The organism is Vibrio sp. Isolate34, from assembly GCF_022397915.1.
Lineage (GTDB): Bacteria > Pseudomonadota > Gammaproteobacteria > Enterobacterales > Vibrionaceae > Vibrio.
Map to the genome: position 1 here is coordinate 297,427 of NZ_JAKEUO010000002.1, position 24,474 is coordinate 321,900.

Here is a 24,474-nt window from a genome sequence, read left to right on the forward strand (position 1 = left end):
AATACCATTATAGTTTAGTCAGGCATAACAATAAACCACGAACTTCAAAGGGTTACTAATCGACATCACAATCTGTTTTGTAAATTGGAAGTATCTCACTTATAGTGGAGGTAAGACCAGTCAAGGTGGCGGTAATTCTAATATGAACACGGAATGTTGTTATGAATAAGCAACTTGCAAAAATATACAAACCAAACATCGTGAAATTCGCTCTTAATATCTGGCCTCCGTTCTGGGGAGCGGGCATTAAGATAGCGCACATAAGCTCAGACTTCAGGGTAGTCAAGACGGTGCTCAAGTTACGTTGGTGGAACAAAAATGCCAATCGCACTCAATATGGGGGCAGCATCTTTTCTTTAACCGATCCCGTTTACTCTTTGATGTTAATGGGAATTTTGGGTGAGCGATATTATGTTTGGGACAAGGAAGCGAGCATTAACTTTATCAAACCTGGTCAATCTGACTTGTATGCAGATTTCGAAATAAGCCAAGGACAACTGGATGAGATCTATCGTCAGACACAGCTCGGTGAGAAGTGTTTTCCTGAGTTTATTATCTACGTTAAAGATAAGCAGGGGAATGTGGTATCAGAAATTCAGCGTACGCTTTATGTAAGAAAGAAGCCGCAATTTAGAGATGATGACGAAGCATTAGAAGCTGAGTGTTAATTGATAACCATTGAATAGCAAAAAACCTCCCAAAAGGAGGTTTTTTCATATCTATATAGTTGTCATTAATTGTAACAATTAACAACCGCTAGAGAATTAGTCTTCTAGCTCTGCTAGGCACATTTCTTCGTGGATTTGTTTAACCCAGTTAGATACACGCTCATCAGTTAGCTCAGGTTGACGATCTTCATCGATACATAGACCAACGAATTGGCTGTCATCGCCTTCAACTAAACCTTTCGATGCTTCGAATTCGTAACCTTCAGTTGATGTGTAACCTAGGATAGTACCGCCTTTCGCTTCAACGATGTCACGGATAGTACCCATAGCATCACAGAAGTATTCTGCGTAATCTTCTTGGTCGCCACAACCAAAGATAGCAACAAGCTTAGTTGAGAAATCAATAGCTTCTAGCTCAGGGAAGAAGTCATCCCAATCACATTGTGCTTCGCCGTAGTACCACGTAGGGATACCAAGCAGCAGTAGATCGAAGTTATCGATATCTTCTTTGCTGCTTTTTGCAATGTCTTGAACGTGAACGAGCTGCTTGCTCAATTGCTTTTGAATCATCTTAGCAACAGCTTCAGTGTTACCTGTATCGCTACCAAAGAAGAGACCTACACTTGCCATAGAATCATTACCTTTCATTTTGTCTGTTGTCGGTGTAATAAAGTTCGGAAGGAAATCGTTAGATCCCGGTTCCTTCCCAGCTTAGTTGGATTATCCCTTTGGCGATAAAACCTGCACAGCCAAGGAAAAGTACTAACCACACAATGCGACGACCAAATGGAGGAACATTTCCTTGCTTGAGAACGTCCTTTATTGCCATACCGATTAAAAAGAAAATCGCGGCAAATAGGAGATCTAAACCAACAGATTCAATGATGTTCATGTAGTCGTAAAGCATGGGAACCTTATATACCAATTTTGCTTGGGCGCACTATATCACTGTTGCGAGATAAAGTTAATCTGCAGTGATTACTCAGCTCTCATTTATCTGCATGAAAAAGAGTGCTTAAACGATGAATTTTCGAATTGCTCTGAGTACTTCAGCTGGCTTTTCTGCGTGTAGCCAGTGACCTGTATTCGCAATGACGTGCGCTTTTGCATTAGAAAATTGCTGCTGAACCGCGGTTTGGTGTTCAGCCGTGAGATAGTCAGAGTCTCCACCTTTTATTAGCAAGGTTTTGACCGAGGTTTTGTCGATCGGTTCCCAGCCAATGATGTGCGCGTAATTTGCGAGCAGTGATGCGACGTTAAAGCGCCACTCCATGATGCCTTGCTCTGATTTAAACAAAGATTTGGTCAAGAACTGGCGAACGCCGTCTATTTCAATATGTTTTGCGAGTACTTTAAGTGCTTCTGAGCGAGAGGTTGGTTGTTCTTCGATCACAGCTTGCAGGCCTGCGAATACGTTATCGTGACGGCTTTGAGTGTACGCGACAGGTGCCATGTCTAATACAATAAGTTTGTGCAGTTCTAGGTGTTGAGTTAGCGCCATGGCGACTTTACCACCCATTGAGTGACCAATGACAGTAACGTCATTCAGCTCAAGATCTTTCAGCAGTTGAGCGACATCTTGTGCCAACGCTTGGTAATTATGGGTATCACTGTGGAAGGATTGTCCGTGATTACGAAGATCGATACTCAGTACCTTATGATCGGTTTTTAGATCCCTGGCTAGCAAGCCTAGGTTGTCCAGATTACCGAATAATCCATGGATCAAAACTATGGTGTGACCCTCACCTTCGATTTTATAGTTGAGCTGTACTGACATTTTTATCTTATTCATGGTGGGTTTGACGTAGAGTATCCGCGCGGATCTCGCTATAATCCCCCAGAGTTTAAACATTGAGATTGTGAAAAGCGAATGAAAACAATTGAGGTTGATGAGGACCTATACCGTTTTATTGCGGGTCAGACAGAACGTATTGGCGAAAGCGCTTCAGATATTCTGCGCCGCTTGTTACAGGTTGATAGCCAAGGCATGGTTCCGATCGAAGAGATCGTTGAGCCAAAAGGTATCGTTGTTAGCAAAGAGGTAGGCTTTACTCCAGAGAAATTCGATGGCGTTAAAGAAATGCGCTCACTACTAATATCAGATGAGTTTGCATCACTAAAGAAAGCCATTGATCGTTTCATGCTTGTGTTATCAACACTGCATAAAATCGACCCTTTAAGCTTTTCAGAAGCAACTCAAGTAAAAGGCCGTAAGCGTGTTTACTTTGCAGACAACGAAGCGACGTTGCTAGCAAACGGTAACACCACTAAGCCTAAAGCGATTCCACACAGTCCTTTTTGGGTTATTACTAATAACAATACAAGCCGGAAAAGACAGATGGTTGAGCAGCTTATGAGTCGTATGAACTTCCAAGCAGAATTAATAGAAAAAGTAACAGCTTCAATTTAGCGAAATCTGATTTAAACCTCATAATATCCATGGATAAGAAGATATTATGAGGTTTTTTTGTTTTTAAATTTTATATATAAGGATGTCAAAAAATGGCTATGCACCCTCGTGCTGGGCAAAAAGCTCAGCAGGAAGATCTTCATAATATTCCGGCTTTAGTGGCTAACTATTTCTTACAGCAACCGGATGCGACCAACCCAGATCACAAAGTACTGTTCGGTACTTCAGGTCACCGTGGTACAGCAGACAAATCAACATTTAACGAAAACCACATTCTAGCGATTGCACAAGCAGTTGCTGAGGTTCGTGCCGAGCAGGGTACAACAGGTCCACTTTTCTTAGGTAAAGATACTCACGCTCTATCTGAGCCTGCGTTCTCTACTGTTATCGAAGTGCTTGTAGCGAACGGTGTTGAAGTTATTATTCAAGAAAACAATGGCTTTACTCCAACACCTGGTATCTCGCACGCGATTCTTACGCACAACCTAGTGAATGATAAGAAAGCCGACGGCATTGTTATCACACCTTCACATAACCCACCGCAAGACGGCGGTATTAAATACAACCCGACACACGGTGGTCCTGCTGAAGCTGAATTGACTCAAGCAATTGAAGACCGTGCGAACGTGATCATTGCTGAGCAAATGCAAGGTGTTAAGCGTACTCCTATCGCACAGGCTAAACAGTCTGAGTTAGTGAAAGAAGTGGATCTGGTTGCTCCATACGTTGCTGATTTGGTTAACGTGGTTGATATGGAAGCGATCCAGAAAGCAAACATCAAGATTGGTGTTGATCCACTGGGTGGCAGCGGTATCGACTACTGGCGCCAAATTGGTAAAGCGTACAACCTAGATCTTACTTTGGTAAGTGAAGCGGTTGACCCTTCTTTCCAATTCATGTCTCTAGATAAAGATGGCGTTGTTCGTATGGACTGTTCTTCTCCATACGCTATGGCAGGCTTACTGGCTCTTAAAGACGAGTATGCACTAGCGTTTGGTAACGACCCTGATTACGATCGCCACGGCATTGTGACACCAAAAGGCTTAATGAATCCAAATCACTTCCTAGCAGTTTGTATTGACTACCTATACCGTAACCGTGAAGGTTGGGGTAAAGAGGTTGCTGTTGGTAAAACACTGGTATCAAGCGCATTGATTGACCGTGTTGTTGCTGACCTAGGTCGCGAACTTTGTGAAGTGCCAGTTGGTTTCAAATGGTTCGTTGATGGCTTATACAACGGTCAATTTGGTTTCGGTGGCGAAGAGAGTGCGGGTGCATCTTTCTTACGTAAAGACGGAACGCCTTGGTCAACAGATAAAGATGGCCTAATTCTTTGCCTACTTGCGGCTGAGATCACAGCGGTAACGGGTAAGAACCCACAAGAATACTACGAAGAGCTTGCTGATAAACACGGCGAATCTAAGTACAACCGTATTCAAGCTGTAGCAAATGGCGCACAAAAAGACGTGCTGAAGAAACTGTCTCCAGAGATGGTTTCGGCTGAAACACTTGCTGGCGATGCGATTACTGCTCGCTTAACACATGCTCCAGGTAACGGTGCTGCGATTGGTGGCCTTAAAGTGACAACTGAGAACGGTTGGTTTGCTGCTCGTCCATCAGGCACTGAAGACATCTACAAGATCTACTGTGAAAGCTTTAAAGGTGAAGAGCACCTAAAAGCAATCGAAGCAGAAGCTCAAGAGATTGTTAATCAAGTATTTGCAGCCGCTGGTCTGTAATCGAATCTTGATTACTAGAGTCGCTACGTAAATCGAAGAAGGGTTGATGTGAAAGCATCAGCCCTTTTTATTTGTCTGTGAGTAAGTGGCTAAGACTAAGTTAACTCAATGACGAATGTATTAGCCGTGTGGCCAGCTTTGCGGCATCACAAACCAAAATTGTCCGGACTTGGTTTGCCCGTGGACGAAGCGATCACCGAACTCGGTGATAGGCTGACTGCTGAAATCATCTGCCCCAGCCGCCCATTGTTCTTTGGTAAGAGGGTAGAGCGCTTCAGTGATGAGATGAGCTTGATCTTGATAGCACCAAAAACCGTTTACTTGGCTTGGATTAATGTCGTAACCCAAACACTCAGTAGGTACGTTTTGCTCTAAGAATGGGTTGGTATATAGGCGACCTTGCATGAGGAGGTGTTTTGAGTCGACCTCGACCTCTGGGTATTGCTCAACAAATGCGACTGAAGATGACATTCCAAGCTGGTGGTTGAGCATTCTATCGATCTTCTTGTCCAATTGATCATGAGAATTAGGGCCAAACCATGTTTGCTCGTGGAGTAGGTAAAACTTAATCGCGACTTCCCAGTGTTCTAACTTTTGGTTGGTCGTGTCTTCGAGAATAAAGTCGATAGCACCTAGTGTTCTACCCTCTACGTTAATCTGAATCTCGTCGTACTTGATTGAATAATTATCCGAACCAATGATGACTTGTTCACACAGGTGTTGGTAGAGAAACCCTAATCTAGGGTTACCATTATAACTATGTGATGTGTCGAGTACTTGGTGGTTTGAGAATACCCCGAGATCAGAAATGGGTGGCTTGATTTCCAGTAGTGGTGGTGAGCCAATCACCCATTGGTAAAAACGTTGCAGTTCAGTCATCGGTTCCTCGTAAACTTTAGTCATCTGTTCTCAATAAACAGAGGGCAGGGCTTTCGACATTCTACCCGTAAATTGATATAACGACGTTATTATAAAGGTAAGCTGGAAATAAAAATGAATAACTTACAATTAGAAAAGCTACTGAACGAAAAACTGCAGCCACAGCAGATTAAAGATTACTGTCCTAATGGTCTTCAAGTCGAAGGTGCTTCTGAGGTGAAGTGCATCGTTACTGGTGTAACAGCTTCTCAAGCGCTGATTGATAAAGCGGTAGAATTGAACGCTGATGCTTTGTTGGTTCATCACGGTTTCTTTTGGAAAGGTGAGTCAGAGGCCATTCGTGGCATGAAGGGCAAGCGCATTCGTACTCTGATTAAGAATGATATCAACCTGTTAGGTTATCACTTACCTCTCGATATCCACCCTGAACTTGGTAACAACGCTAAGCTCGCTGAACTGCTTGATATTGAAGTAGAAGGTGGCATGGAAGGGCACCCACAGTCGGTTGCAATGTTTGGTACATTGAAAACACCAATGACAGGTGCTGAGTTTGCAGAGAAAATAGAGCAAGTTCTGAATCGTAAGCCACTGCATATCGCTCCTGAAAACCAAGACAAAATCATTACGACTGTCGGCTGGTGTACTGGCGGCGGTCAAGACTACATTGAGCTTGCAGCCTCTCAAGGTATTGATGCGTTTATCTCTGGTGAAATTTCAGAGCGCACAACCTATTCAGCGCGTGAGCAAGACATTCATTATTTTGCAGCAGGCCACCATGCAACGGAACGTTATGGTGTGAAAGCATTAGGTGAATGGTTAGCGGAAGAGCATGGTTTAGACGTAGAATTTATCGATATTGATAATCCTGTGTAACCACGTTTAAAGGTTGTAGCTCTCTGGATATTTGTACCTTCATTGAAGTGATACGAAATACTGGGAGATAAAAAAGGGTTGATGTTAATACATCAACCCTTTTTGATTTCAATCGATTAGAAAAGTCGAAACTTTACTATTCGCGCTCGTGTAGAGCTTGGAAATCACGCTGCTCTTGGCCAGTGTACAACTGACGAGGACGACCGATACGGTTTGTCGGATCGCTGTGCATTTCGTTCCAGTGTGCAATCCAGCCGACAGTTCGAGACATCGCGAAGATTACTGTAAACATAGATACTGGAATACCAATCGCTTTTAGAATGATACCTGAGTAAAAATCTACGTTCGGGTATAGCTTCTTAGAAACAAAGTACTCATCTGAAAGAGCGATACGCTCAAGTTCCATTGCTACATCAAGCAGAGGATCTTGTATGTTTAGTTCTTTCAGTACTTCGTGACACGCTTCGCGCATTACCGTTGCACGTGGATCGTAGTTCTTGTAAACACGGTGACCAAAGCCCATCAAGCGGAATGGGTCATCTTTATCTTTTGCTCTCGCAACGTATTCTTCAATGTTTTCTACGCTACCGATCTCTTCAAGCATGCGCAGACAAGCTTCATTTGCACCGCCGTGAGCTGGGCCCCAAAGTGATGCGATACCAGCTGCGATACACGCAAATGGGTTTGCACCAGATGACCCCGCTAGACGTACAGTAGATGTTGAAGCGTTTTGTTCGTGATCAGCATGTAACGTGAAGATTTTATCCATTGCACGGGCAACGATAGGGTTCACTTCATACTCTTCACATGGATTTGCAAACATCATGTGTAAGAAGTTTTCTGCGTAGCCTAGGTCGTTACGTGGGTAGATAAACGGCTGACCGATTGAATATTTGTAACACATTGCTGCTAGTGTCGGCATTTTTGAAATCAGGCGGTAAGCCGCGATTTCACGGTGTGTATCGTTGTTGATATCAAGTGAGTCGTGGTAGAACGCCGCTAGAGCACCTACAACACCACACATTACAGCCATAGGGTGAGCGTCACGACGGAAGCCGTGGAAGAAACTAGCAATCTGCTCATGCACCATAGTGTGACGTGTCACGGTAGTCTTGAACTTTTCGTATTCAGTTCGAGATGGGGCTTCACCGTAAAGAAGTATGTAACATACTTCTAAGTAATCAGCGTTATTGGCAAGTTGGTCAATTGGATAACCACGGTGTAGAAGAATACCTTTTCCACCGTCAATAAAAGTGATTTGAGACTCACAAGATGCAGTGGCAAGAAAACCAGGGTCAAAAGTGAAAAAACCATTAGAACCTAGTGTACGAACATCGATCACTGGAGTACCAAGTACACCTTCTGTAATCGGCAGCTCGATTGGCGCTTGACCTTCAATGTGAAGGGTAGCTTTCTTATCCGCCATAACAATCTCCTTTGTTTATTATTAATCCGTCCAGGATGTTTATGTGCCATTTTTTTACTGGTCTTACGTGGGAAAGTCAATTTTTCTACAGCTTTGTGTGCAGTTGTTAGTGTTTTTTACATTAAATTCGTTAAAAATCTGGTCTGTGTAGCATTATTTGTTACATCAATTGTATTAGAATGTTGCCAGCCGTATAGTGGCGCTGAAAAGTTTGGTTAAAACCTTATAAATGCAAGGCTAAGAAGAAATGTGAGGTGTCTTTCTTAATCTGGCAGTTAACAATTATTTTACAACTATCTAAGGCTCAACTTCAGTTATTTGTTAAGTTAATGTTAAGTTTTGAAGGTTTGCGATCAAATTTTGTCCATAACAATATCATAAGGTTATTTAATGACCATAATGCTCAATGGAGCTGAGTGAGCAAGCCCGTGAAAGAAAGAAAGACAAGACCTGTTAATTTAGATTTACAGACCATCCACTTTCCTATCACTGCAATAGCTTCCATCCTACACCGTGTGTCTGGGGTGATAACTTTTGTCGCGATTGGAATTCTGCTTTGGTTACTATCCATTTCCCTCTCATCCCCTGTAGGCTTTATGGAAGCTAGCGACATCGTCGACGGTTTCTTCGTGAAGTTTATTCTGTGGGGTATTCTAACCGCTTTGGCTTACCACATTGCTGGTGGTATTCGTCACCTTCTTATGGACTTAGGTCACTTTGAAGAGCTGGAATCTGGCGCTAAGAGCGCTAAGGTTGCATTCGCAGCAACAGCAGTATTGTCTCTACTAGCGGGGATCTTAGTATGGTAAACAACGTTTCTACTTTTGGTCGTAATGGTGTTCATGATTATCTACTGATTCGTGCAACTGCCATCATTATGACTCTTTACACTATCTACCTAGTAAGCTTCTGTGCTTTCTCTGGTGATATCTCTTACGCATCTTGGACGCAATTCTTTGGTGGAACCTTCACTAAAGTCTTCACCATGTTAGCACTTACTTCGGTTTTGGTTCACGCGTGGATCGGCTTATGGCAAGTACTGACTGACTACATCAAATGCGCAAAACTGCGTGTTGGTCTTCAAGTCGGTGTTGTTGCAGTTCTTCTTGGATATTTCTTCTCTGGTCTGTTTATTTTGTGGGGTGCGTAAGTGACTATTCCTGTTCGTGAGTTTGATGCCGTAGTTATCGGCGCTGGTGGTGCAGGTATGCGTGCCGCACTGCAAATTTCTGAGCAAGGCCTATCTTGTGCATTGCTTTCTAAAGTTTTCCCTACTCGTTCTCATACGGTTTCAGCACAAGGCGGCATCACTGTTGCTCTTGGTAACGCGCACGAAGACCATTGGGAACAACACATGTACGACACCGTTAAAGGTTCTGATTACATCGGTGACCAAGACGCTATCGAATACATGTGTAAAAACGGTCCTGAGTCGGTAATCGAACTTGAAAAAATGGGCCTGCCGTTCTCTCGTTTTGAGAATGGTACTATTTACCAACGTCCTTTCGGTGGTCAATCTAAAAACTTTGGTGGTGAGCAAGCGGCTCGTACCGCAGCTGCAGCCGACCGTACTGGTCATGCATTGCTTCATACGCTTTACCAACAAAATATTAAACATAAAACGACGGTTTTCTCTGAGTGGTATGCACTGGATCTTGTTAAGAACGAAGACGGTGCAATCTTAGGTACAACTGCGCTTTGTATGGAAACGGGCGAAGTTTGCTACTTCAAAGCGAAGGCAACAATCCTTGCTACTGGTGGTGCTGGTCGTATCTACGCTTCGACAACTAACGCACACATCAACACTGGTGACGGTGTTGGTATGGCGATTCGTGCTGGCGTTCCAATGCAAGACATCGAAATGTGGCAGTTCCACCCGACGGGTATCGCTGGTGCAGGTGTATTGGTAACGGAAGGTTGTCGTGGTGAAGGTGGTTACCTTCTCAATAAAGACGGCGAACGCTTCATGGAACGTTACGCACCAAACGCTAAAGACTTAGCGGGTCGTGATGTTGTTGCACGTTCAATGATGGTTGAAATCCGTGAAGGTCGCGGTTGCGATGGCCCTTGGGGTCCACACATCAAGCTGAAACTTGATCACCTAGGTAAAGAGACACTTGAATCTCGTCTTCCTGGTGTATGTGAACTGTCTCGTACCTTTGCTCACGTTGATCCAGTGAAAGAGCCAATCCCAGTAATCCCTACATGTCACTACATGATGGGTGGTGTCCCAACACAAGTTTCTGGTCAAGCTATTAAGCAAACTGAAGATGGCAACGATGTTGAAATCCAAGGTCTATTTGCTTGTGGCGAAATCGCATCAGTATCAGTACACGGCGCAAACCGTCTAGGTGGTAACTCACTACTTGATTTGGTGGTATTTGGTCGTGCAACAGGTCTACACCTAGGTGAGACTTTGAAGAAGCAAGATCAAGCGAAACCAGCAACTGAAGCAGACATTGAGCGTTCTCTAGAGCGTTACAATCGTTGGGAAAACAGTACTGACGGTGAAGATCCAGCGCAAATTCGTAAAGATCTTCAGCAATGTATGCAGAATAACTTCTCGGTGTTCCGTGAAGGCAAAGCAATGGCGGAAGGCTTAGAAGAGCTTAAAGCGATTCGCGAGCGTCTGAAGAATGCACACCTATCTGACAAGTCGACGGAGTTCAACACGCAACGTATTGAGTGTCTAGAGCTTGAAAACTTGATGGAAACGGCATTTGCAACAGCGGTTGCTGCAAACTTCCGTACAGAGAGCCGTGGTGCACACGCTCGATTCGATTTCCCTGACCGTGATGATGAGCAATGGCTATGCCACTCTCTTTACAACCCAGAGTCAGAGAGCATGACTAAGCGTGGTGTAAACATGGAGCCTATCCATCGTGAAGCGTTTCCACCAAAAGCACGTACGTACTAAGGAGATATGACCATGAAACTGAATTTCTCTTTATACCGTTACAATCCAGATGTCGACCAGAAGCCTTATATGAAGGAATACACCCTAGAGGTGGATGAAGGTTCAGACATGATGCTTTTGGATGCGCTTATTCTGTTAAAAGAGCAAGATCCAACTATCTCATTCCGTCGCTCATGCCGTGAAGGTGTATGTGGTTCGGATGGTCTGAACATGAATGGTAAAAACGGTCTGGCGTGTATTACTCCGTTGTCTGCGCTTTCTGGCCAAGACAAGATTGTGATTCGTCCTCTGCCTGGTTTACCTGTTGTTCGTGACCTGATTGTAGACATGACTCAGTTCTACGATAACTACGAGAAAGTGAAGCCATTCTTAGTGTCTGATGGCAATGTACCACCGGCACGCGAAAACTTACAAAGCCCTGATGAGCGCGCGCACTTAGATGGATTGTACGAATGTATCATGTGTGCATGTTGTACAACATCTTGCCCTTCGTTCTGGTGGAACCCTGATAAATTCATCGGACCAGCAGGCCTGCTTGCAGCGTACCGTTGGCTAATTGATAGCCGAGATACAGCGACAGATGAACGTTTGTCCGATCTTGATGATGCATTTAGCGTTTTTCGTTGCCATGGCATCATGAATTGTGTAAGTGTTTGTCCTAAGGGATTAAATCCGACGAAAGCGATTGGTCACATCAAGACCATGCTAGTAAATCGTTCGGTTTAAGTTATATAAAAATTGCCGCCCTAGAAGTTTTGGGGCGGCCTTTTAATAGCTCGGCATAGACCGCAGCAAACGTGAAAACTACTGGTTAAGGGAAAATATGCACAACGGCGTGATGAAGGCATGGCTCGAGTCTTCACACTTGGCTGGCGCCAATGCAACGTACGTAGAAGAACTCTATGAACTGTATCTAAGTGACCCAGATTCGGTAAGTGACGAATGGAGAAGTGTTTTTGAAGAACTGCCTGTGCAAGCTTCAGAGACAGTGGAACAACCACACTCTCGTGTTCGTGAATACTTCCGTCGACTCGCTCAAGAAACAAAGCATTACAGTGTCCAAGTTAGTGATCCAGATGTCGATGCGAAACAAGTAAAGGTTCTGCAACTTATTAATGCCTATCGATTCCGAGGGCATCAAGCAGCAAATCTAGACCCCCTAGGTTTATGGAAAAGAGCGACAGTTGATGAACTGGACCCTTCTTTTCACACTCTTACCGAAGATGACCTCAATGAGACGTTTAACGTCGGCTCTTACGCGATTGGCCAAGAGACGATGGTGCTTAAAGATCTCTACAAATCTCTAAAGCAAACTTATTGTGGCTCTATTGGTGCTGAATACATGCACATGACAAATACAGAGCAAAAGCGTTGGATCCAACAACGTTTAGAGTCTGTATCTGGTCAACCCTCTTTCAATAAAGAAGAAAAGCAAGCTTTCCTAGAAGAGCTAACTGCTGCTGAAGGTCTTGAGCGCTATCTTGGTGCGAAATTCCCAGGCGCAAAACGCTTCTCGTTGGAAGGTGGTGATGCTCTTATCCCAATGACGAAAGAGATCATTCGTCATGCTGGCGGACAAGGCATGCGTGAAGTTGTTGTTGGTATGGCTCACCGTGGTCGACTAAACATGTTGGTCAACGTGCTTGGTAAAAAGCCGCAAGACCTGTTTGACGAGTTTGCCGGCAAGCATGATGACACGTGGGGTACTGGTGATGTGAAATACCACCAAGGCTTCTCTGCGGATTTCGCAACGCCAGGCGGCAACGTTCATTTAGCACTCGCATTTAACCCATCTCACTTAGAAATCGTAAACCCGGTAGTTATCGGTTCAGTACGAGCACGTCAAGATCGCCTTGGTGATAATGACGGTAGCCGTGTACTTCCTATTACTATCCACGGTGACTCTGCGATCGCTGGGCAGGGTGTAGTACAAGAGACGTTTAACATGTCTCAAGCGCGTGGTTTCTGTGTTGGTGGTACGGTTCGTATCGTTGTAAACAACCAAGTTGGTTTTACAACGTCTAACCCACGCGATACTCGTTCTACGATGTACTGTACTGATATCGCGAAGATGGTTCAGGCTCCGATTTTCCACGTTAATGCTGATGATCCAGAAGCGGTTGCGTTCGTTGCGCGTCTTGCATTGGATTACCGTAATACGTTCAAACGTGATGTTGTTATTGACTTGGTTTGTTACCGTCGCCACGGTCACAACGAAGCTGATGAGCCGAATGCAACACAGCCTTTGATGTACCAAAAAATCAAGAAGCACCCAACGCCACGTAAGCTTTATGCTGACGTGCTAATGGAGCGCGGTGAGTTTGGTATTGATACAGCAACTCAGCTAGTTAACGAATATCGTGATGCGCTTGATCACGGTGAAGTTGTAGTTAAAGAGTGGCGTCCAATGGCCATGCACTCTGTCGACTGGTCTCCTTACCTAGGTCATGACTGGAACATCGAATGGGATAACAAGATTGATATCGAGCGCCTGAAAGAGCTTGGTACCAAACTTTGCCAATACCCAGAGAGCCACAAGCTGCAAAGCCGAGTAAATAAACTGTACAACGATCGTACTGCCATGGTGAATGGTGAAAAACAAGTCGATTGGGGTATGGCTGAAACTCTGGCGTATGCAACACTTGTTGATGATGGCAAGCGTATTCGTATCTCTGGCCAAGATTCAGGCCGTGGTACCTTCTTCCACCGTCACTCAGTACTGCACAACCAATCGGATGCAAGCACGTATGTTCCTCTTGCGAACATTCATGATAAGCAAGGGCCATTCCAAGTGTTTGACTCGGTATTGTCTGAAGAAGCGGTACTGGCATTTGAGTATGGTTACGCAACAGCAGAGCCAAGCGGTCTAACCCTTTGGGAAGCACAATTTGGTGACTTCGCAAACGGTGCACAAGTTGTTATCGACCAATTTATTTCGTCAGGTGAGCAAAAGTGGGCACGTCTATGTGGTCTAACTATGCTGCTTCCTCACGGTTATGAAGGTCAAGGTCCAGAGCACTCTTCTGCACGTCTTGAGCGTTACCTTCAGTTATGTGCTGAACAAAACATGCAGGTTGTTGTTCCTTCAACACCAGCTCAGGTTTACCACATGATTCGCCGTCAGGTTGTTCGACCAATGCGTCGTCCTTTGATCGTAATGTCACCTAAGTCATTGCTTCGTCACCCTCTGTGTACTTCTTCTTTGGAAGATTTGGCAGAAGGTACGTTCCAACCAGCTATCGCAGAAATTGATGATCTGGCTCCTGAGAACGTAAAACGCGTCGTGTTCTGTTCAGGTAAGGTTTACTTTGACCTACTTGACCAAAGACGTAAGAACGAGCAAGACGATGTCGCTATTGTGCGTATTGAGCAACTTTACCCGTTCCCTTACGAGGACGTGAGAGCTGCAATTGCACAGTACACGAATGTAGTCGATTACGTTTGGTGTCAAGAAGAACCTCAAAACCAAGGTGCTTGGTACAGTAGCCAACATAATTTCCGAGCTGCTATCCCAGTGGGTGCTGATATTCAATACGCAGGTCGCCCTGCATCAGCATCACCAGCTGTTGGCTATATGTCGGTACACTTGAAACAACAAAAAGCGTTAGTTGACGACGCTTTGACCCTACTTAAGAACTAGAAGTAAAAGGAAAATACGCACATGACAATTGAAATTCTGGTTCCAGATTTACCTGAATCTGTGGCTGATGCAACAGTTGCTACTTGGCACAAAAAACCGGGCGAAGCGGTTGCACGTGATGAAGTCATTGTAGATATCGAAACAGATAAAGTAGTTCTAGAAGTACCAGCTCCTGAAGCGGGTGTTCTGGAAACTATCATCGAAGAAGAAGGTGCTACGGTACTTTCTAAACAGCTTCTGGCTAAAATCAAGCCGGGTGCTGTCGCTGGTGAACCAACGAAAGATACAACGGAAGATACAGAAGCTTCTCCTGATAAGCGCCACAAAGCGGCTCTTACAGAAGAGAGCAACGACGCACTGAGCCCAGCTGTTCGTCGCTTGCTTGCAGAGCACAACCTACAACCAGCTGACGTTAAAGGCACTGGTGTTGGTGGTCGTATTACTCGTGAAGACATCGACGCACACCTAGCAGCAGCGAAAGCGGCTCCGGCAGCAGCATCTGCACCAGCAGTTGAAGCGCCAGCAGCAGCTCGTAGCCAAAAACGCGTGCCTATGACTCGCCTACGTAAGACAGTTGCAAACCGTCTTCTAGAAGCGAAGAACAGCACAGCAATGCTGACTACTTTCAACGAAGTGAACATGAAGCCAATCATGGACCTTCGTAAGCAGTACAAAGACCAATTCGAGAAGCGTCACGACACGCGTCTGGGCTTCATGTCTTTCTACGTGAAAGCAGTAACAGAAGCGCTAAAACGTTTCCCTGAAGTGAATGCTTCTATCGACGGTACAGATATCGTTTACCATAACTACTTCGACATCAGCATGGCAGTATCAACGCCACGTGGTCTAGTAACTCCAGTCTTGAAAGACTGTGACACACTAGGTTTCGCTGACATCGAAAAAGGCATCAAAGAGCTAGCAATCAAAGGCCGTGACGGCAAGCTAACTGTTGATGAGCTGATGGGCGGTAACTTCACTATCACAAACGGTGGTGTATTTGGTTCTCTAATGTCTACGCCAATCATCAACCCGCCTCAAGCGGCAATCCTGGGTATGCACAAAATCCAAGATCGTCCAATGGCTGTTGACGGCAAGGTAGAGATTCTACCAATGATGTACCTAGCGCTTTCTTACGACCACCGTCTAATCGATGGCCGTGAATCAGTTGGCTTCCTAGTGACCATCAAAGAGCTACTAGAAGATCCTGCACGTCTGCTATTAGACGTTTAGTATCGCTAAAACGTCTAGTTAGCCCAGTTAGCTAGACGTAAAAAGTTTCAAAGGCTAGGCTGCTCAACGTCTGGCCTTCACTTGAACTGTAAAGCCATTAGAAAATGGACAGCAGTTTATTTGAGAAGACCCTACAGACGTAACACAGGAAACTGTGTCGTTATGGAAATAATAATCCCTTAAGGGAAAATAAACGGAATATCAAAATGAATTTGCATGAATACCAAGCCAAACAGCTGTTTGCAGAATTCGGTTTGCCTGTACCAGAAGGTTTCGCATGTGATACTGCACAAGAAGCTTTCGAAGCTGCAGGTCGTATCAGTACAGCCAAGAAAGTCGTTAAGTGTCAAGTACACGCTGGTGGCCGCGGTAAAGCGGGCGGCGTAGAGCTACATGACACGAAAGAAGGCGTTAAAGAGTTTGCACAAAAGTGGCTAGGCAAAAACCTAGTGACTTACCAAACAGACGCTAATGGTCAGCCTGTAACAAAGATCCTAGTTGAAGAAGCATCGAACATTGCTAACGAGCTTTACCTAGGTGCTGTTGTTGACCGTGCAACACGCAAAATTGTATTCATGGCGTCAACTGAAGGCGGTGTGGACATTGAGAAAATCGCTGAAGAAACTCCAGAGTTGATTCACCAATCAGCGATCGATCCTCTAGTGGGCCCTCAAGCTTATCAAGGCCGTGAACTTGCGTTCAAACTTGGTCTAGTTGGCGATCAAATTAAACAGTTCGTTAAGATCTTCATGGGTCTTGGCCAAATGTTCTCTCAGTACGACCTAGCTCTACTAGAAATCAACCCACTTGTAATTACTGGCGAAGGCAACCTGCTTTGTCTAGACGGCAAGATCAACATCGACTCAAACGCGATGTACCGTCAGCCTAAACTACGTGAAATGCACGATCCATCTCAAGAAGATGAGCGCGAAGCACACGCAGCACAGTGGGAGCTGAACTACGTAGCACTAGATGGCAACGTTGGCTGTATGGTTAACGGTGCAGGCCTTGCGATGGGTACGATGGATATCGTAAACCTACACGGCGGCAAGCCAGCAAACTTCCTTGATGTAGGCGGCGGCGCGACAAAAGAACGTGTAGCTGAAGCATTCAAGATCATCCTTTCTGATGACAATGTTAAAGCAGTACTAGTAAACATCTTCGGTGGCATCGTTCGTTGTGACATGATCGCTGAAGGTATTATCGGTGCGGTTAAAGAAGTTGGCGTAACAGTTCCTGTAGTTGTTCGTCTAGAAGGTACCAACGCAGACCTAGGTCGCGAAGTACTTGCTAATTCTGATGTTGATATCATTGCAGCTGAATCTCTAACAGATGCTGCTCAGAAAGTTGTTGCTGCTGCGGAGGCTAAATAATGTCTGTATTAATTAACAAAGACACTAAAGTAATCTGTCAGGGTTTCACTGGCGGTCAAGGTACATTCCACTCAGACCAAGCTATCGCATACGGTACGCAAATGGTTGGTGGTGTTTCACCTGGTAAAGGTGGTCAAACTCACCTAGGCCTTCCAGTATTCAACACAGTACGCGAAGCTGTAGAAGTAACTGGCGCAACAGCAACCGTTATCTACGTACCAGCTCCTTTCTGTAAAGATGCAATCCTAGAAGCGATTGATGCAGGTATCGAACTGATCGTAACGATCACTGAAGGTATCCCTACAACAGATATGATCGACGTTAAAGTGAAGCTAGAAGAAACTGGCGTTCGCATGATTGGTCCTAACTGTCCAGGTCTTATCACTCCAGATGAGTGTAAGATTGGTATCATGCCTGGTCATATCCACAAGAAGGGTAAAGTAGGTATCGTATCTCGTTCAGGTACTCTGACGTACGAAGCAGTTAAGCAAACAACAGATGAAGGCTTTGGTCAGTCTACATGTGTTGGTATCGGTGGTGACCCAATTCCAGGTTCAAACTTCATTGATATCCTAAAACTTTTCCAAGAAGACCCAGAGACTGAAGCAATCGTAATGATTGGTGAAATCGGTGGTACTGCGGAAGAAGAAGCGGCTGAGTTCATCAAAGCGAACGTAACTAAGCCAGTTGTTTCTTACATCGCTGGTGTTACCGCTCCTCCGGGTAAACGTATGGGCCACGCAGGCGCAATCATCTCTGGCGGTAAAGGTACTGCTGAAGATAAATTCGCGGCACTAGAAGCAGCAGGCGTTAAGACAGTTAAGTCTCTTGCTGACATCGGTAAAGGTCTACGTGAAATCACAGGTTGGTAATCAGCTAACTTTTATCGAATGAGATAGAAGCTAACTGAACGAGATTAAAAAGGCTTGGTCACTGACCAAGCTTTTTTGTATGTTTTCAATGATACGAGATATGAATCGTATGACTACGCTTGGGTCTTCACCATTTGAGATAGCATAAACATCGCAGCCGCACTGATAACCACAGACGGACCGGCAGGCGTGTCATAGAACCAAGACAAGCTTAATCCACCGAACACAGAGATAGAGCCAATAATCGATGCTAGGAACGCCATCTGCTCAGGTGTATTGGAGAACTTCCTTGCCGTTGCTGCAGGAATAATCAGTAGTGATGTCATGATTAGTGCACCCACAAACTTCATACCGACAGCAATCACGATACCAACAAGCAGCATCAAAATCAGACGCATTAAATCAATGTTGATGCCATCAACCGCCGCAAGATCTTCGTTCACTGTTGTTGATAGCAGTGGCCGCCAGAAGATAGCTAACACTAAACCAATAACACCAGCGCCTGCATAGATGAACACTAAATCAGTGGGAGAAACGGCAAGCAGGTCACCGAATAGGTAACTCATTAGGTCAACACGAACGTTATCTAAGAAGCTAACAGCAACCAAGCCGAGCGAGAGTGCACTGTGGGCTAATATGCCGAGCAACGTATCGGTCGCGACCAGCTTTTGCTTTTGTAAGGTCACGAGTAATACAGCCAACATTAAGCAGCAAATCAGCAGCGCGAAGTACAAGTTAATATTTAACAGGAAACCAAGCGCCAAACCCATTAAAGAGGCGTGAGCCAATGTGTCGCCAAAGTACGCCATCTTACGCCACACTACGAACGACCCCAGTGGACCAGCAATAAGCGCGATGCCTAAGCCTGCGAGGATAGAAGGTAAAAGAAACTCAAGCATTAGTGGTGATGTCCGTGTTTATGGTTAGAACAGTCGTGCACATCTCCAGATACAGGTTGGCCTGCTAAGTCATGGTGATGATGGTCATGTTGGTGATGATAGAACGCCAAACTCTCTTGAACCGCAGTACCAAATAGAGCGATATAAGAAGGGTGATGCTTAATATCAGCGGGTGCACCAGAGCAGCAGATGTGGTGGTGTAAACAGATCACGTCGTCTGTTTTTGCCATCACTAAATGTAAGTCGTGTGAAACCATAAAGACTGCACAGCCAAAGCGGTGACGAATAGAATCAATCAGTTCGTAGAGATCGATTTGACCTTGTACATCTACGCCTTGTGCAGGTTCATCAAGAACCAATAGGTCTGGCCTTCTCAAGAGAGAACGAGCAATTAGTACGCGTTGGTTTTCACCACCTGATAGCTGATGCATGTTGCTTTTCATCAGATGCTCAGCACCAACGAGTTTTAGAGCTTCCAAGATCTCTTGTTTACTGAATCTACCGGTGAGCTTAAGGAAACGCTCTACATTGAGAGGCAGAGAATCATTCAGCTTTAGCTTTTGAGGAACATAACCAATTTTTAGTTTTTTTGATTTGGTAATCTTTCCAGAATATTTGTGTTGGAGCCCAAGTAGTACTTTTACTAGGGTTGATTTTCCCGCACCGTTTGGCCCAATTAGGGTAGTGATTCTGCCACGCTCTAAATTTAGAGAGATATTGTCTAGGACTTTTCGACCGTCAAACTCGACGCTCACAGAATCTAGTTGGATTAAGTTATCCATGAATAGAACTCATTTGCAATTCGCTAATGTTATAATGTAACATTTACCTCAAGCCTAAGCTACTTTTCTATTATCGAGGAATTATGTCACGTTCATCTTATATACTTGCTACTTTGCTTTTAGCGCCAAGTGTTGCAAGTGCTAATACCATTCTAACAAGCTTCAAACCAATTCAAATGATTGTGACAGAATTAACGCAAGGCGTTAGTGAACCGGATGTGTTGATGAACAGCAATGCTTCGCCGCACGATTATGCGCTTAAACCGTCTGATGTCAAAAAAGTTCACAGTGCAGACATGGTTGTTTGGTTCGGCCCTGACTTAGAAGCGTTTCTGACTAAGGTGATTGAATCGAATGATAACGTTATCGAAATCGGTAAAATCCCTGGTATCAACTTACGAGAGTTTGGCCACGAAGAGCATGATCACGATGCACATGAAGGGCACCATCATGGCAGCCATGACCCACACTTTTGGTTAGGCATCGATCAAGTGGAAGTAGCTGCTAAGTACATTTCAGATAAGCTAATTGAAACTGATCCAGATAACGCAATGGCGTATCAAGAGAATCTAGATTCATTCCTGATTGCATTAAAAGAGAAGCAGCAATCTATTCGCGAGCAACTGGCTCCAGTGAAAGACAAAGGCTACTACGTTTTCCACGATGCGTATGGTTACTATGAAGAAGAGTTTGGCCTAAATAACTTAGGTCATTTCACAGTGAGTCCAGAGCGTAAACCGGGTGCAAAAAGCCTGATTGCGATTAAGAAGACAATAGTACGTGAAAACGTTCAATGTGTGTTTTCTGAGCCTCAATTTACACCGGCTGTAATTGACTCAGTGACTCGTGGAAGCAATGCGAAACAAGGTCAATTAGACCCAATTGGCTCTACAGTTGAAGTGAAGAGCGGAAGTTATTTCGATTTTCTTCAGCAACTTACCGATAGCTACGCAAGCTGTCTAAGTGCAAAGTAATCAATAGTAAGTAACCTTTACTCCACTTTGCTCTCGATATGATTATGAATAATGCCGCTTTTTGCGGCATTTTCGTGACCGCTAAGATAAAACCTTTCAACAAACAATAAACCTTCTTTCTCCTTCGTAGATTTCCGCTAAAATGGAAAGATAATAATAAGCACAAAAAAACTCAGTTTCTGGTCGAGCAGGTTAAGACATTGCGGTAGCCGAAACTTCATACGTTTTTGCTGTTCAGGATTAGAAGTTGTATCGAATTGTCTTCCGAATGTTCATGCTAATGAGCATTTCATTTAGCGCTCTTGCGTTAAATAAATCGCCGTCTGTCTTTTATCCTTTGCCTGTTCAAGCGCAAGGGAATTTTCTCGCGGCTAAAAATCTCTATCTAGGCGCAGGTGGTGGGCTTTGGATCCATGATGTGCATGGAAAAGTCCTGTTTTACGATGGTCGAGCTTTGCTACCACGAAAAGGCAGCCTGCTACAGTTCTCATCGGAACGCGTTGCTTTCCTGAACGATGAGTTTTGGACGTTTTTTGATAATGAGGTATATCGACATACTCCTGGGCTCGGTAATGAGCTCGCATTTAGCCTTAGTCCTGGTTCAGAGATAACCAATATTGGTGCCTCTGACAATTATATCTGGGTGACCGACGGCAATAATTTCTACACCTATAACACTCAGTCGTTAGAATTTAATACCTATTCACTTCTCAAATTGTACCGATACAACAACAGCAGCGACATTACGATTAATGATGCTGAGTGGGTATTATCAAAATGGGTACTGGCAACCAGTTCCGGCACTTACCTATCCGAAAATCAAGAATTTACTCATGTTGCTGCCTCCGATAAACACTACATCGAGACTGTGTACTTTTCGAATGCGCGACGTGAATTACTGATTGGTACATTAAATGGTGTTGTGATTGTTGATTTGGCTAATTCTGAGAAAGAGACCAAGATCAGTGGCTCGCATGTGCTCTCTATTGCTGAAACCACGAATCAATATTGGATTGGTACTGAGCACGGCTTGATTAGCTACAACTTTATTACCGGCGAAATCACTCGTTTTGAACAAGCTGCTAACCAAGACTTTTCGTTACCGGGCGAGAAAATTTACTCACTAATTAACGATCATGCTGGTGGGATGTGGGTCGCGACCAACAATGGTATTCGGTATTTTTCTTTGTTTAGTAAGACATTCTCAAGAACGCCACTCACCGGAATGGGCATGCACTCCAGCAGTATGGTGATCAATAAAGTTGAGCCAATCGGTGAGCATCTATCTTGGGTGGCATCTTCGATGGGCCTCTACCTCGTTGATTCTGAAACTGAAGAGAGGCCTAGGCGCGTATATCAAAAACCAGTACAAGACTTTCAGATTTTTGGTACGTCAATTTGGTTGGCGACCGAAGAAGGGATTATAAGCTTCAATACCGAGACGTTGGAGTTTGAAGCACTGAATTTGCCAAGAGCCATTGAAGGCGTCCACATCGAGAATTTTGCCCTTCAAGGTGATAACACCCTTTGGATGACCTCTGGTCAAAGCCTCTATTCATTATCGCTCGACCATATGGAGCTTACGGGCTACGGAATGGACTGGTTGGTGGATAAGTTCCTGCCAGCAAAAATTACAGATCTAAATATTGGTTTACAAGGTCGCGTCTACATCGGCACCGACCATGGCTTCTATTCCTTTGTTGATAAACGGATCAGCTTTAGTCGTTTCAGCGAACGATTTGGCAAAGTGGTTGATATAGAAAAAGCCAATGATGGCTCTCAGTGGTTTGCGGGTAGTTATGGCGTTTATCGGATCCCTTACGATGGTTCGGTGATAGAAGAGATCGCCTTGGTTGAAGAGAATATCAGTCCGAGTTGTCTGATTAGCGATGAGAATGGTGTGTGGTTGGGGTCTTCAAAAGGACTTAGCTATTATGGACTGGATGGTCAGCTGCACAAGCACATAGGTTCACCATTTGGTTTGATCACCAATGAATTGGCGGCCGGTGCATGTGAACTCTTTTATAGTGAGGAGAATCAATCCTCACGGTTAGTTTTAGGTTCCAAGTATGGTGTGGTGAGTGCATTGTCTAATGAGTTGTTGGTATCTACCACGCCTCATAGTCGAGCATTGCTGAGTAAGATAAGCGTTAACCAAAAGACCGTATCATTGGGTGGGAAGGCCGCGGATTTAGCCGAGATCCCTTATGGTTCATCGATTGGCTTTAAGCTAGGCATTTTGCCTGCTACATTTGCTCCTGCGATGGAGTATCGACTCAATGATGATGAACCTTGGAGTGAGTTTGAAGGTGGCTTATTAACACTCGACCACTTGCTTCCGGGAGATTATACGCTCGAAGTGAAGCCGGTAAATGATTCACACTATCGTTTTGTCTCCACCAATCAAAGCTTCTCTATAGCGGAACCTTGGTATCTCAGTAATTGGGCTGCTGCGAGCTCTCTTATCTTACTGATTTGTGTGGTCACCATTTTGGTTTTTTGGCGTTCGCGTTACGTCACTTTTGCCAACAGACATCTTAAGTCACAAGTAGCTTTGAAAACTGATCAGTTGAGGCACCAAAGTCGGATACTACTGACGACTAATCAGCAACTTAAGAAGCAGTTATCGGTTAAGAATGCGCTTGTGTCTCATACCGCCGACGAACTCTCTTCAGAGGTTAACCAAGTTGCAGCCATGCTCCCTAATTGGAGTGATGAGCAAGGTAAATCGCCGATTCTTGCGTTAAAGAATGGTTTGGCTCAATTGAGCAATAGCCGGCAAGGTGGTGGCGCCGTTGGTTACGATATGATCTTAATTTTGGAGTCAGTGCTTAAGGCTTGGCAGGAAGACTTAACCAAGGCTGGCATTGAGCTAGAAATAAAGGTAGATACTAAGCACAGACATGTCTCTTTACTGTATTTTAATCTCGATATTATCTTCAATAGCCTGATCGCGAGCATCATCAAGCGTAACTTTAAGTCGCAGAGTATGGTGGTCATGGTGGAGGAGCTGAAAGAACACCTGGTCGTTACCATCTTAGATCATGGCATGCCTTTCCCTAAGTTAACTTCCAGTATTAGTGACAACAGTGGTAAGTCGACCGACTTAAACATAGAAAAGTTACCGTTGCTGATGAATCAGAGTGGTGGTGAAATCAATGCCTTTGTGTCGGATTCTCAAAATAAGGTTCAGCTTACTTGGCCAATCGACTATCATGTATTAGATAATCTCGAAACTAATACAATAGAGCAGATTGAGACTATTAAGCTCGCTAATACCTCACCTGAGCAGTTAAAGCTTAGTGCAGAACAAGAGTGGAAGAACCGAGTGTCTCAGCTTGTTAGTGAGCACTACGCTGATGCAGAGTTTGGTACCGCTACTGCTGCTAAGTATCTATTTATGTCTGAGAGAAGCTTACAAAGGCGCTTTAAGATGGCTTATAACAAGACCTTTAAGGAACATTTGAATGAGGTTCGCTTGGAGCATGCGTGTGAGCGGTTGCTCGCGGGAGAGAAGATATCAGACGTTGCTTTTGACTCTGGCTTTAATGACCCGTCTTATTTCAGCCAAAGGTTCAAACATCACTTCGGTATGTCGCCGTCTAAGTTTGCTGAAAACAACGAGGAGTAGTTCATTGCGGTTTCACATCGATAAAGATACTCTAAGCCTCGACATTCGTGTTGGGGCTTTTTTATGCTTCTACGAGATACGAGATACGAGATACGAGATACGAGATACGAGATACGAGATACGAGATACGAGATACGAGATACGAGATACGAGATACGAGA

21 protein-coding genes are annotated in these 24,474 nt (G+C 44.5%); 14 read left to right on the forward strand and 7 right to left on the reverse strand.

The features are described 5' to 3' along the window. Positions 1–161: 161 nt before the first annotated feature. On the forward strand, positions 162–668 hold the full coding sequence (locus tag L1D22_RS04020; RefSeq protein ID WP_004737898.1) for a DUF4442 domain-containing protein: 507 nt from the start codon (positions 162–164) through the stop codon (positions 666–668). Positions 669–764: 96 nt separating this feature from the next. Here L1D22_RS04020 and fldA read toward each other — a convergent pair whose 3' ends face one another. From fldA to L1D22_RS04035, 3 genes are all read right to left on the reverse strand, one after another. Continuing rightward, entirely contained in the window at positions 765–1,298 is a 534-nt protein-coding gene (gene fldA / locus L1D22_RS04025) for a flavodoxin FldA (RefSeq protein WP_004737899.1), read from the reverse strand. A 58-nt stretch (positions 1,299–1,356) separates the two neighbouring features. Beyond that, positions 1,357–1,575: a DUF2788 domain-containing protein gene (locus tag L1D22_RS04030; protein ID WP_004737900.1), complete on the reverse strand. Its 219-nt coding sequence runs from the start codon at positions 1,573–1,575 to the stop codon at positions 1,357–1,359. A 108-nt stretch (positions 1,576–1,683) separates the two neighbouring features. Next, complete coding sequence (locus L1D22_RS04035; protein ID WP_239828787.1) at positions 1,684–2,445, reverse strand: alpha/beta fold hydrolase; 762 nt, start codon at positions 2,443–2,445, stop codon at positions 1,684–1,686. Between the two features lie 93 nt (positions 2,446–2,538). Between L1D22_RS04035 and seqA the strand changes: the two genes are divergently transcribed. Beyond that, complete coding sequence (gene seqA / locus L1D22_RS04040) at positions 2,539–3,078, forward strand: replication initiation negative regulator SeqA (protein WP_239828788.1); 540 nt, start codon at positions 2,539–2,541, stop codon at positions 3,076–3,078. 92 nt (positions 3,079–3,170) lie between these two features. Then, a complete protein-coding gene (gene pgm / locus L1D22_RS04045; protein ID WP_239828789.1) occupies positions 3,171–4,817 on the forward strand; it encodes a phosphoglucomutase (alpha-D-glucose-1,6-bisphosphate-dependent) in 1,647 nt (548 codons plus the stop codon). Positions 4,818–4,937: 120 nt separating this feature from the next. Here pgm and L1D22_RS04050 read toward each other — a convergent pair whose 3' ends face one another. Beyond that, on the reverse strand, positions 4,938–5,696 hold the full coding sequence (locus L1D22_RS04050; protein WP_239828848.1) for a DUF1853 family protein: 759 nt from the start codon (positions 5,694–5,696) through the stop codon (positions 4,938–4,940). Between the two features lie 114 nt (positions 5,697–5,810). Between L1D22_RS04050 and L1D22_RS04055 the strand changes: the two genes are divergently transcribed. Beyond that, positions 5,811–6,569: a Nif3-like dinuclear metal center hexameric protein gene (locus tag L1D22_RS04055; protein WP_239828790.1), complete on the forward strand. Its 759-nt coding sequence runs from the start codon at positions 5,811–5,813 to the stop codon at positions 6,567–6,569. A 136-nt stretch (positions 6,570–6,705) separates the two neighbouring features. On the opposite strand, the gene L1D22_RS04060 is transcribed toward L1D22_RS04055, so the two are convergent. Next, positions 6,706–7,995, reverse strand: a complete 1,290-nt coding sequence (locus L1D22_RS04060; protein WP_239828791.1) for a citrate synthase — start codon at positions 7,993–7,995, stop codon at positions 6,706–6,708. 416 nt (positions 7,996–8,411) lie between these two features. Between L1D22_RS04060 and sdhC the strand changes: the two genes are divergently transcribed. The 8 genes from sdhC (at position 8,412) to sucD (ending at position 18,027) form a co-directional block, all read left to right on the forward strand. Further along, positions 8,412–8,804: a succinate dehydrogenase cytochrome b556 subunit gene (gene sdhC / locus L1D22_RS04065; protein WP_019820486.1), complete on the forward strand. Its 393-nt coding sequence runs from the start codon at positions 8,412–8,414 to the stop codon at positions 8,802–8,804. Next, complete coding sequence (gene sdhD, locus L1D22_RS04070; RefSeq protein ID WP_010436768.1) at positions 8,798–9,145, forward strand: succinate dehydrogenase, hydrophobic membrane anchor protein; 348 nt, start codon at positions 8,798–8,800, stop codon at positions 9,143–9,145. The genes sdhC and sdhD overlap by 7 nt, the downstream gene beginning before the upstream one ends. Further along, the gene (gene sdhA, locus L1D22_RS04075) at positions 9,146–10,912 is read left to right on the forward strand and encodes a succinate dehydrogenase flavoprotein subunit (protein ID WP_239828792.1); all 1,767 of its coding nucleotides are present in this window, start codon (positions 9,146–9,148) and stop codon (positions 10,910–10,912) included. It abuts the gene before it with no gap. Positions 10,913–10,924: 12 nt separating this feature from the next. After that, positions 10,925–11,638 carry a succinate dehydrogenase iron-sulfur subunit gene (locus L1D22_RS04080; protein ID WP_010436773.1) on the forward strand — a complete coding sequence of 238 codons (714 nt, stop codon included), beginning with the start codon at positions 10,925–10,927 and terminating at the stop codon, positions 11,636–11,638. Between the two features lie 97 nt (positions 11,639–11,735). Further along, positions 11,736–14,552: a 2-oxoglutarate dehydrogenase E1 component gene (gene sucA / locus L1D22_RS04085; protein ID WP_239828793.1), complete on the forward strand. Its 2,817-nt coding sequence runs from the start codon at positions 11,736–11,738 to the stop codon at positions 14,550–14,552. A 21-nt stretch (positions 14,553–14,573) separates the two neighbouring features. Next, positions 14,574–15,782, forward strand: coding sequence for a 2-oxoglutarate dehydrogenase complex dihydrolipoyllysine-residue succinyltransferase (odhB, locus tag L1D22_RS04090; protein WP_239828794.1), 1,209 nt, complete (start codon positions 14,574–14,576; stop codon positions 15,780–15,782). Between the two features lie 206 nt (positions 15,783–15,988). Further along, positions 15,989–17,155, forward strand: coding sequence for an ADP-forming succinate--CoA ligase subunit beta (gene sucC, locus L1D22_RS04095; protein ID WP_010436793.1), 1,167 nt, complete (start codon positions 15,989–15,991; stop codon positions 17,153–17,155). Next, complete coding sequence (sucD, locus tag L1D22_RS04100; protein ID WP_004734209.1) at positions 17,155–18,027, forward strand: succinate--CoA ligase subunit alpha; 873 nt, start codon at positions 17,155–17,157, stop codon at positions 18,025–18,027. The genes sucC and sucD overlap by 1 nt, the downstream gene beginning before the upstream one ends. Positions 18,028–18,140: 113 nt before the next feature. On the opposite strand, the gene znuB is transcribed toward sucD, so the two are convergent. Beyond that, positions 18,141–18,926, reverse strand: coding sequence for a zinc ABC transporter permease subunit ZnuB (gene znuB, locus L1D22_RS04105; RefSeq protein WP_239828795.1), 786 nt, complete (start codon positions 18,924–18,926; stop codon positions 18,141–18,143). After that, on the reverse strand, positions 18,926–19,708 hold the full coding sequence (znuC, locus tag L1D22_RS04110; protein ID WP_061034153.1) for a zinc ABC transporter ATP-binding protein ZnuC: 783 nt from the start codon (positions 19,706–19,708) through the stop codon (positions 18,926–18,928). Before znuC ends, znuB begins: the two co-directional genes overlap by 1 nt. 83 nt (positions 19,709–19,791) lie before the next feature. Here znuC and znuA point away from each other — a divergent pair, with 83 nt between their 5' ends. Then, a complete protein-coding gene (gene znuA / locus L1D22_RS04115; protein ID WP_239828796.1) occupies positions 19,792–20,682 on the forward strand; it encodes a zinc ABC transporter substrate-binding protein ZnuA in 891 nt (296 codons plus the stop codon). A gap of 268 nt (positions 20,683–20,950) precedes the next feature. Continuing rightward, positions 20,951–24,313 (forward strand): helix-turn-helix domain-containing protein, encoded by a 3,363-nt coding sequence (locus tag L1D22_RS04120; RefSeq protein ID WP_239828849.1) that lies wholly within the window; start codon positions 20,951–20,953, stop codon positions 24,311–24,313. Positions 24,314–24,474 lie beyond the last annotated feature (161 nt).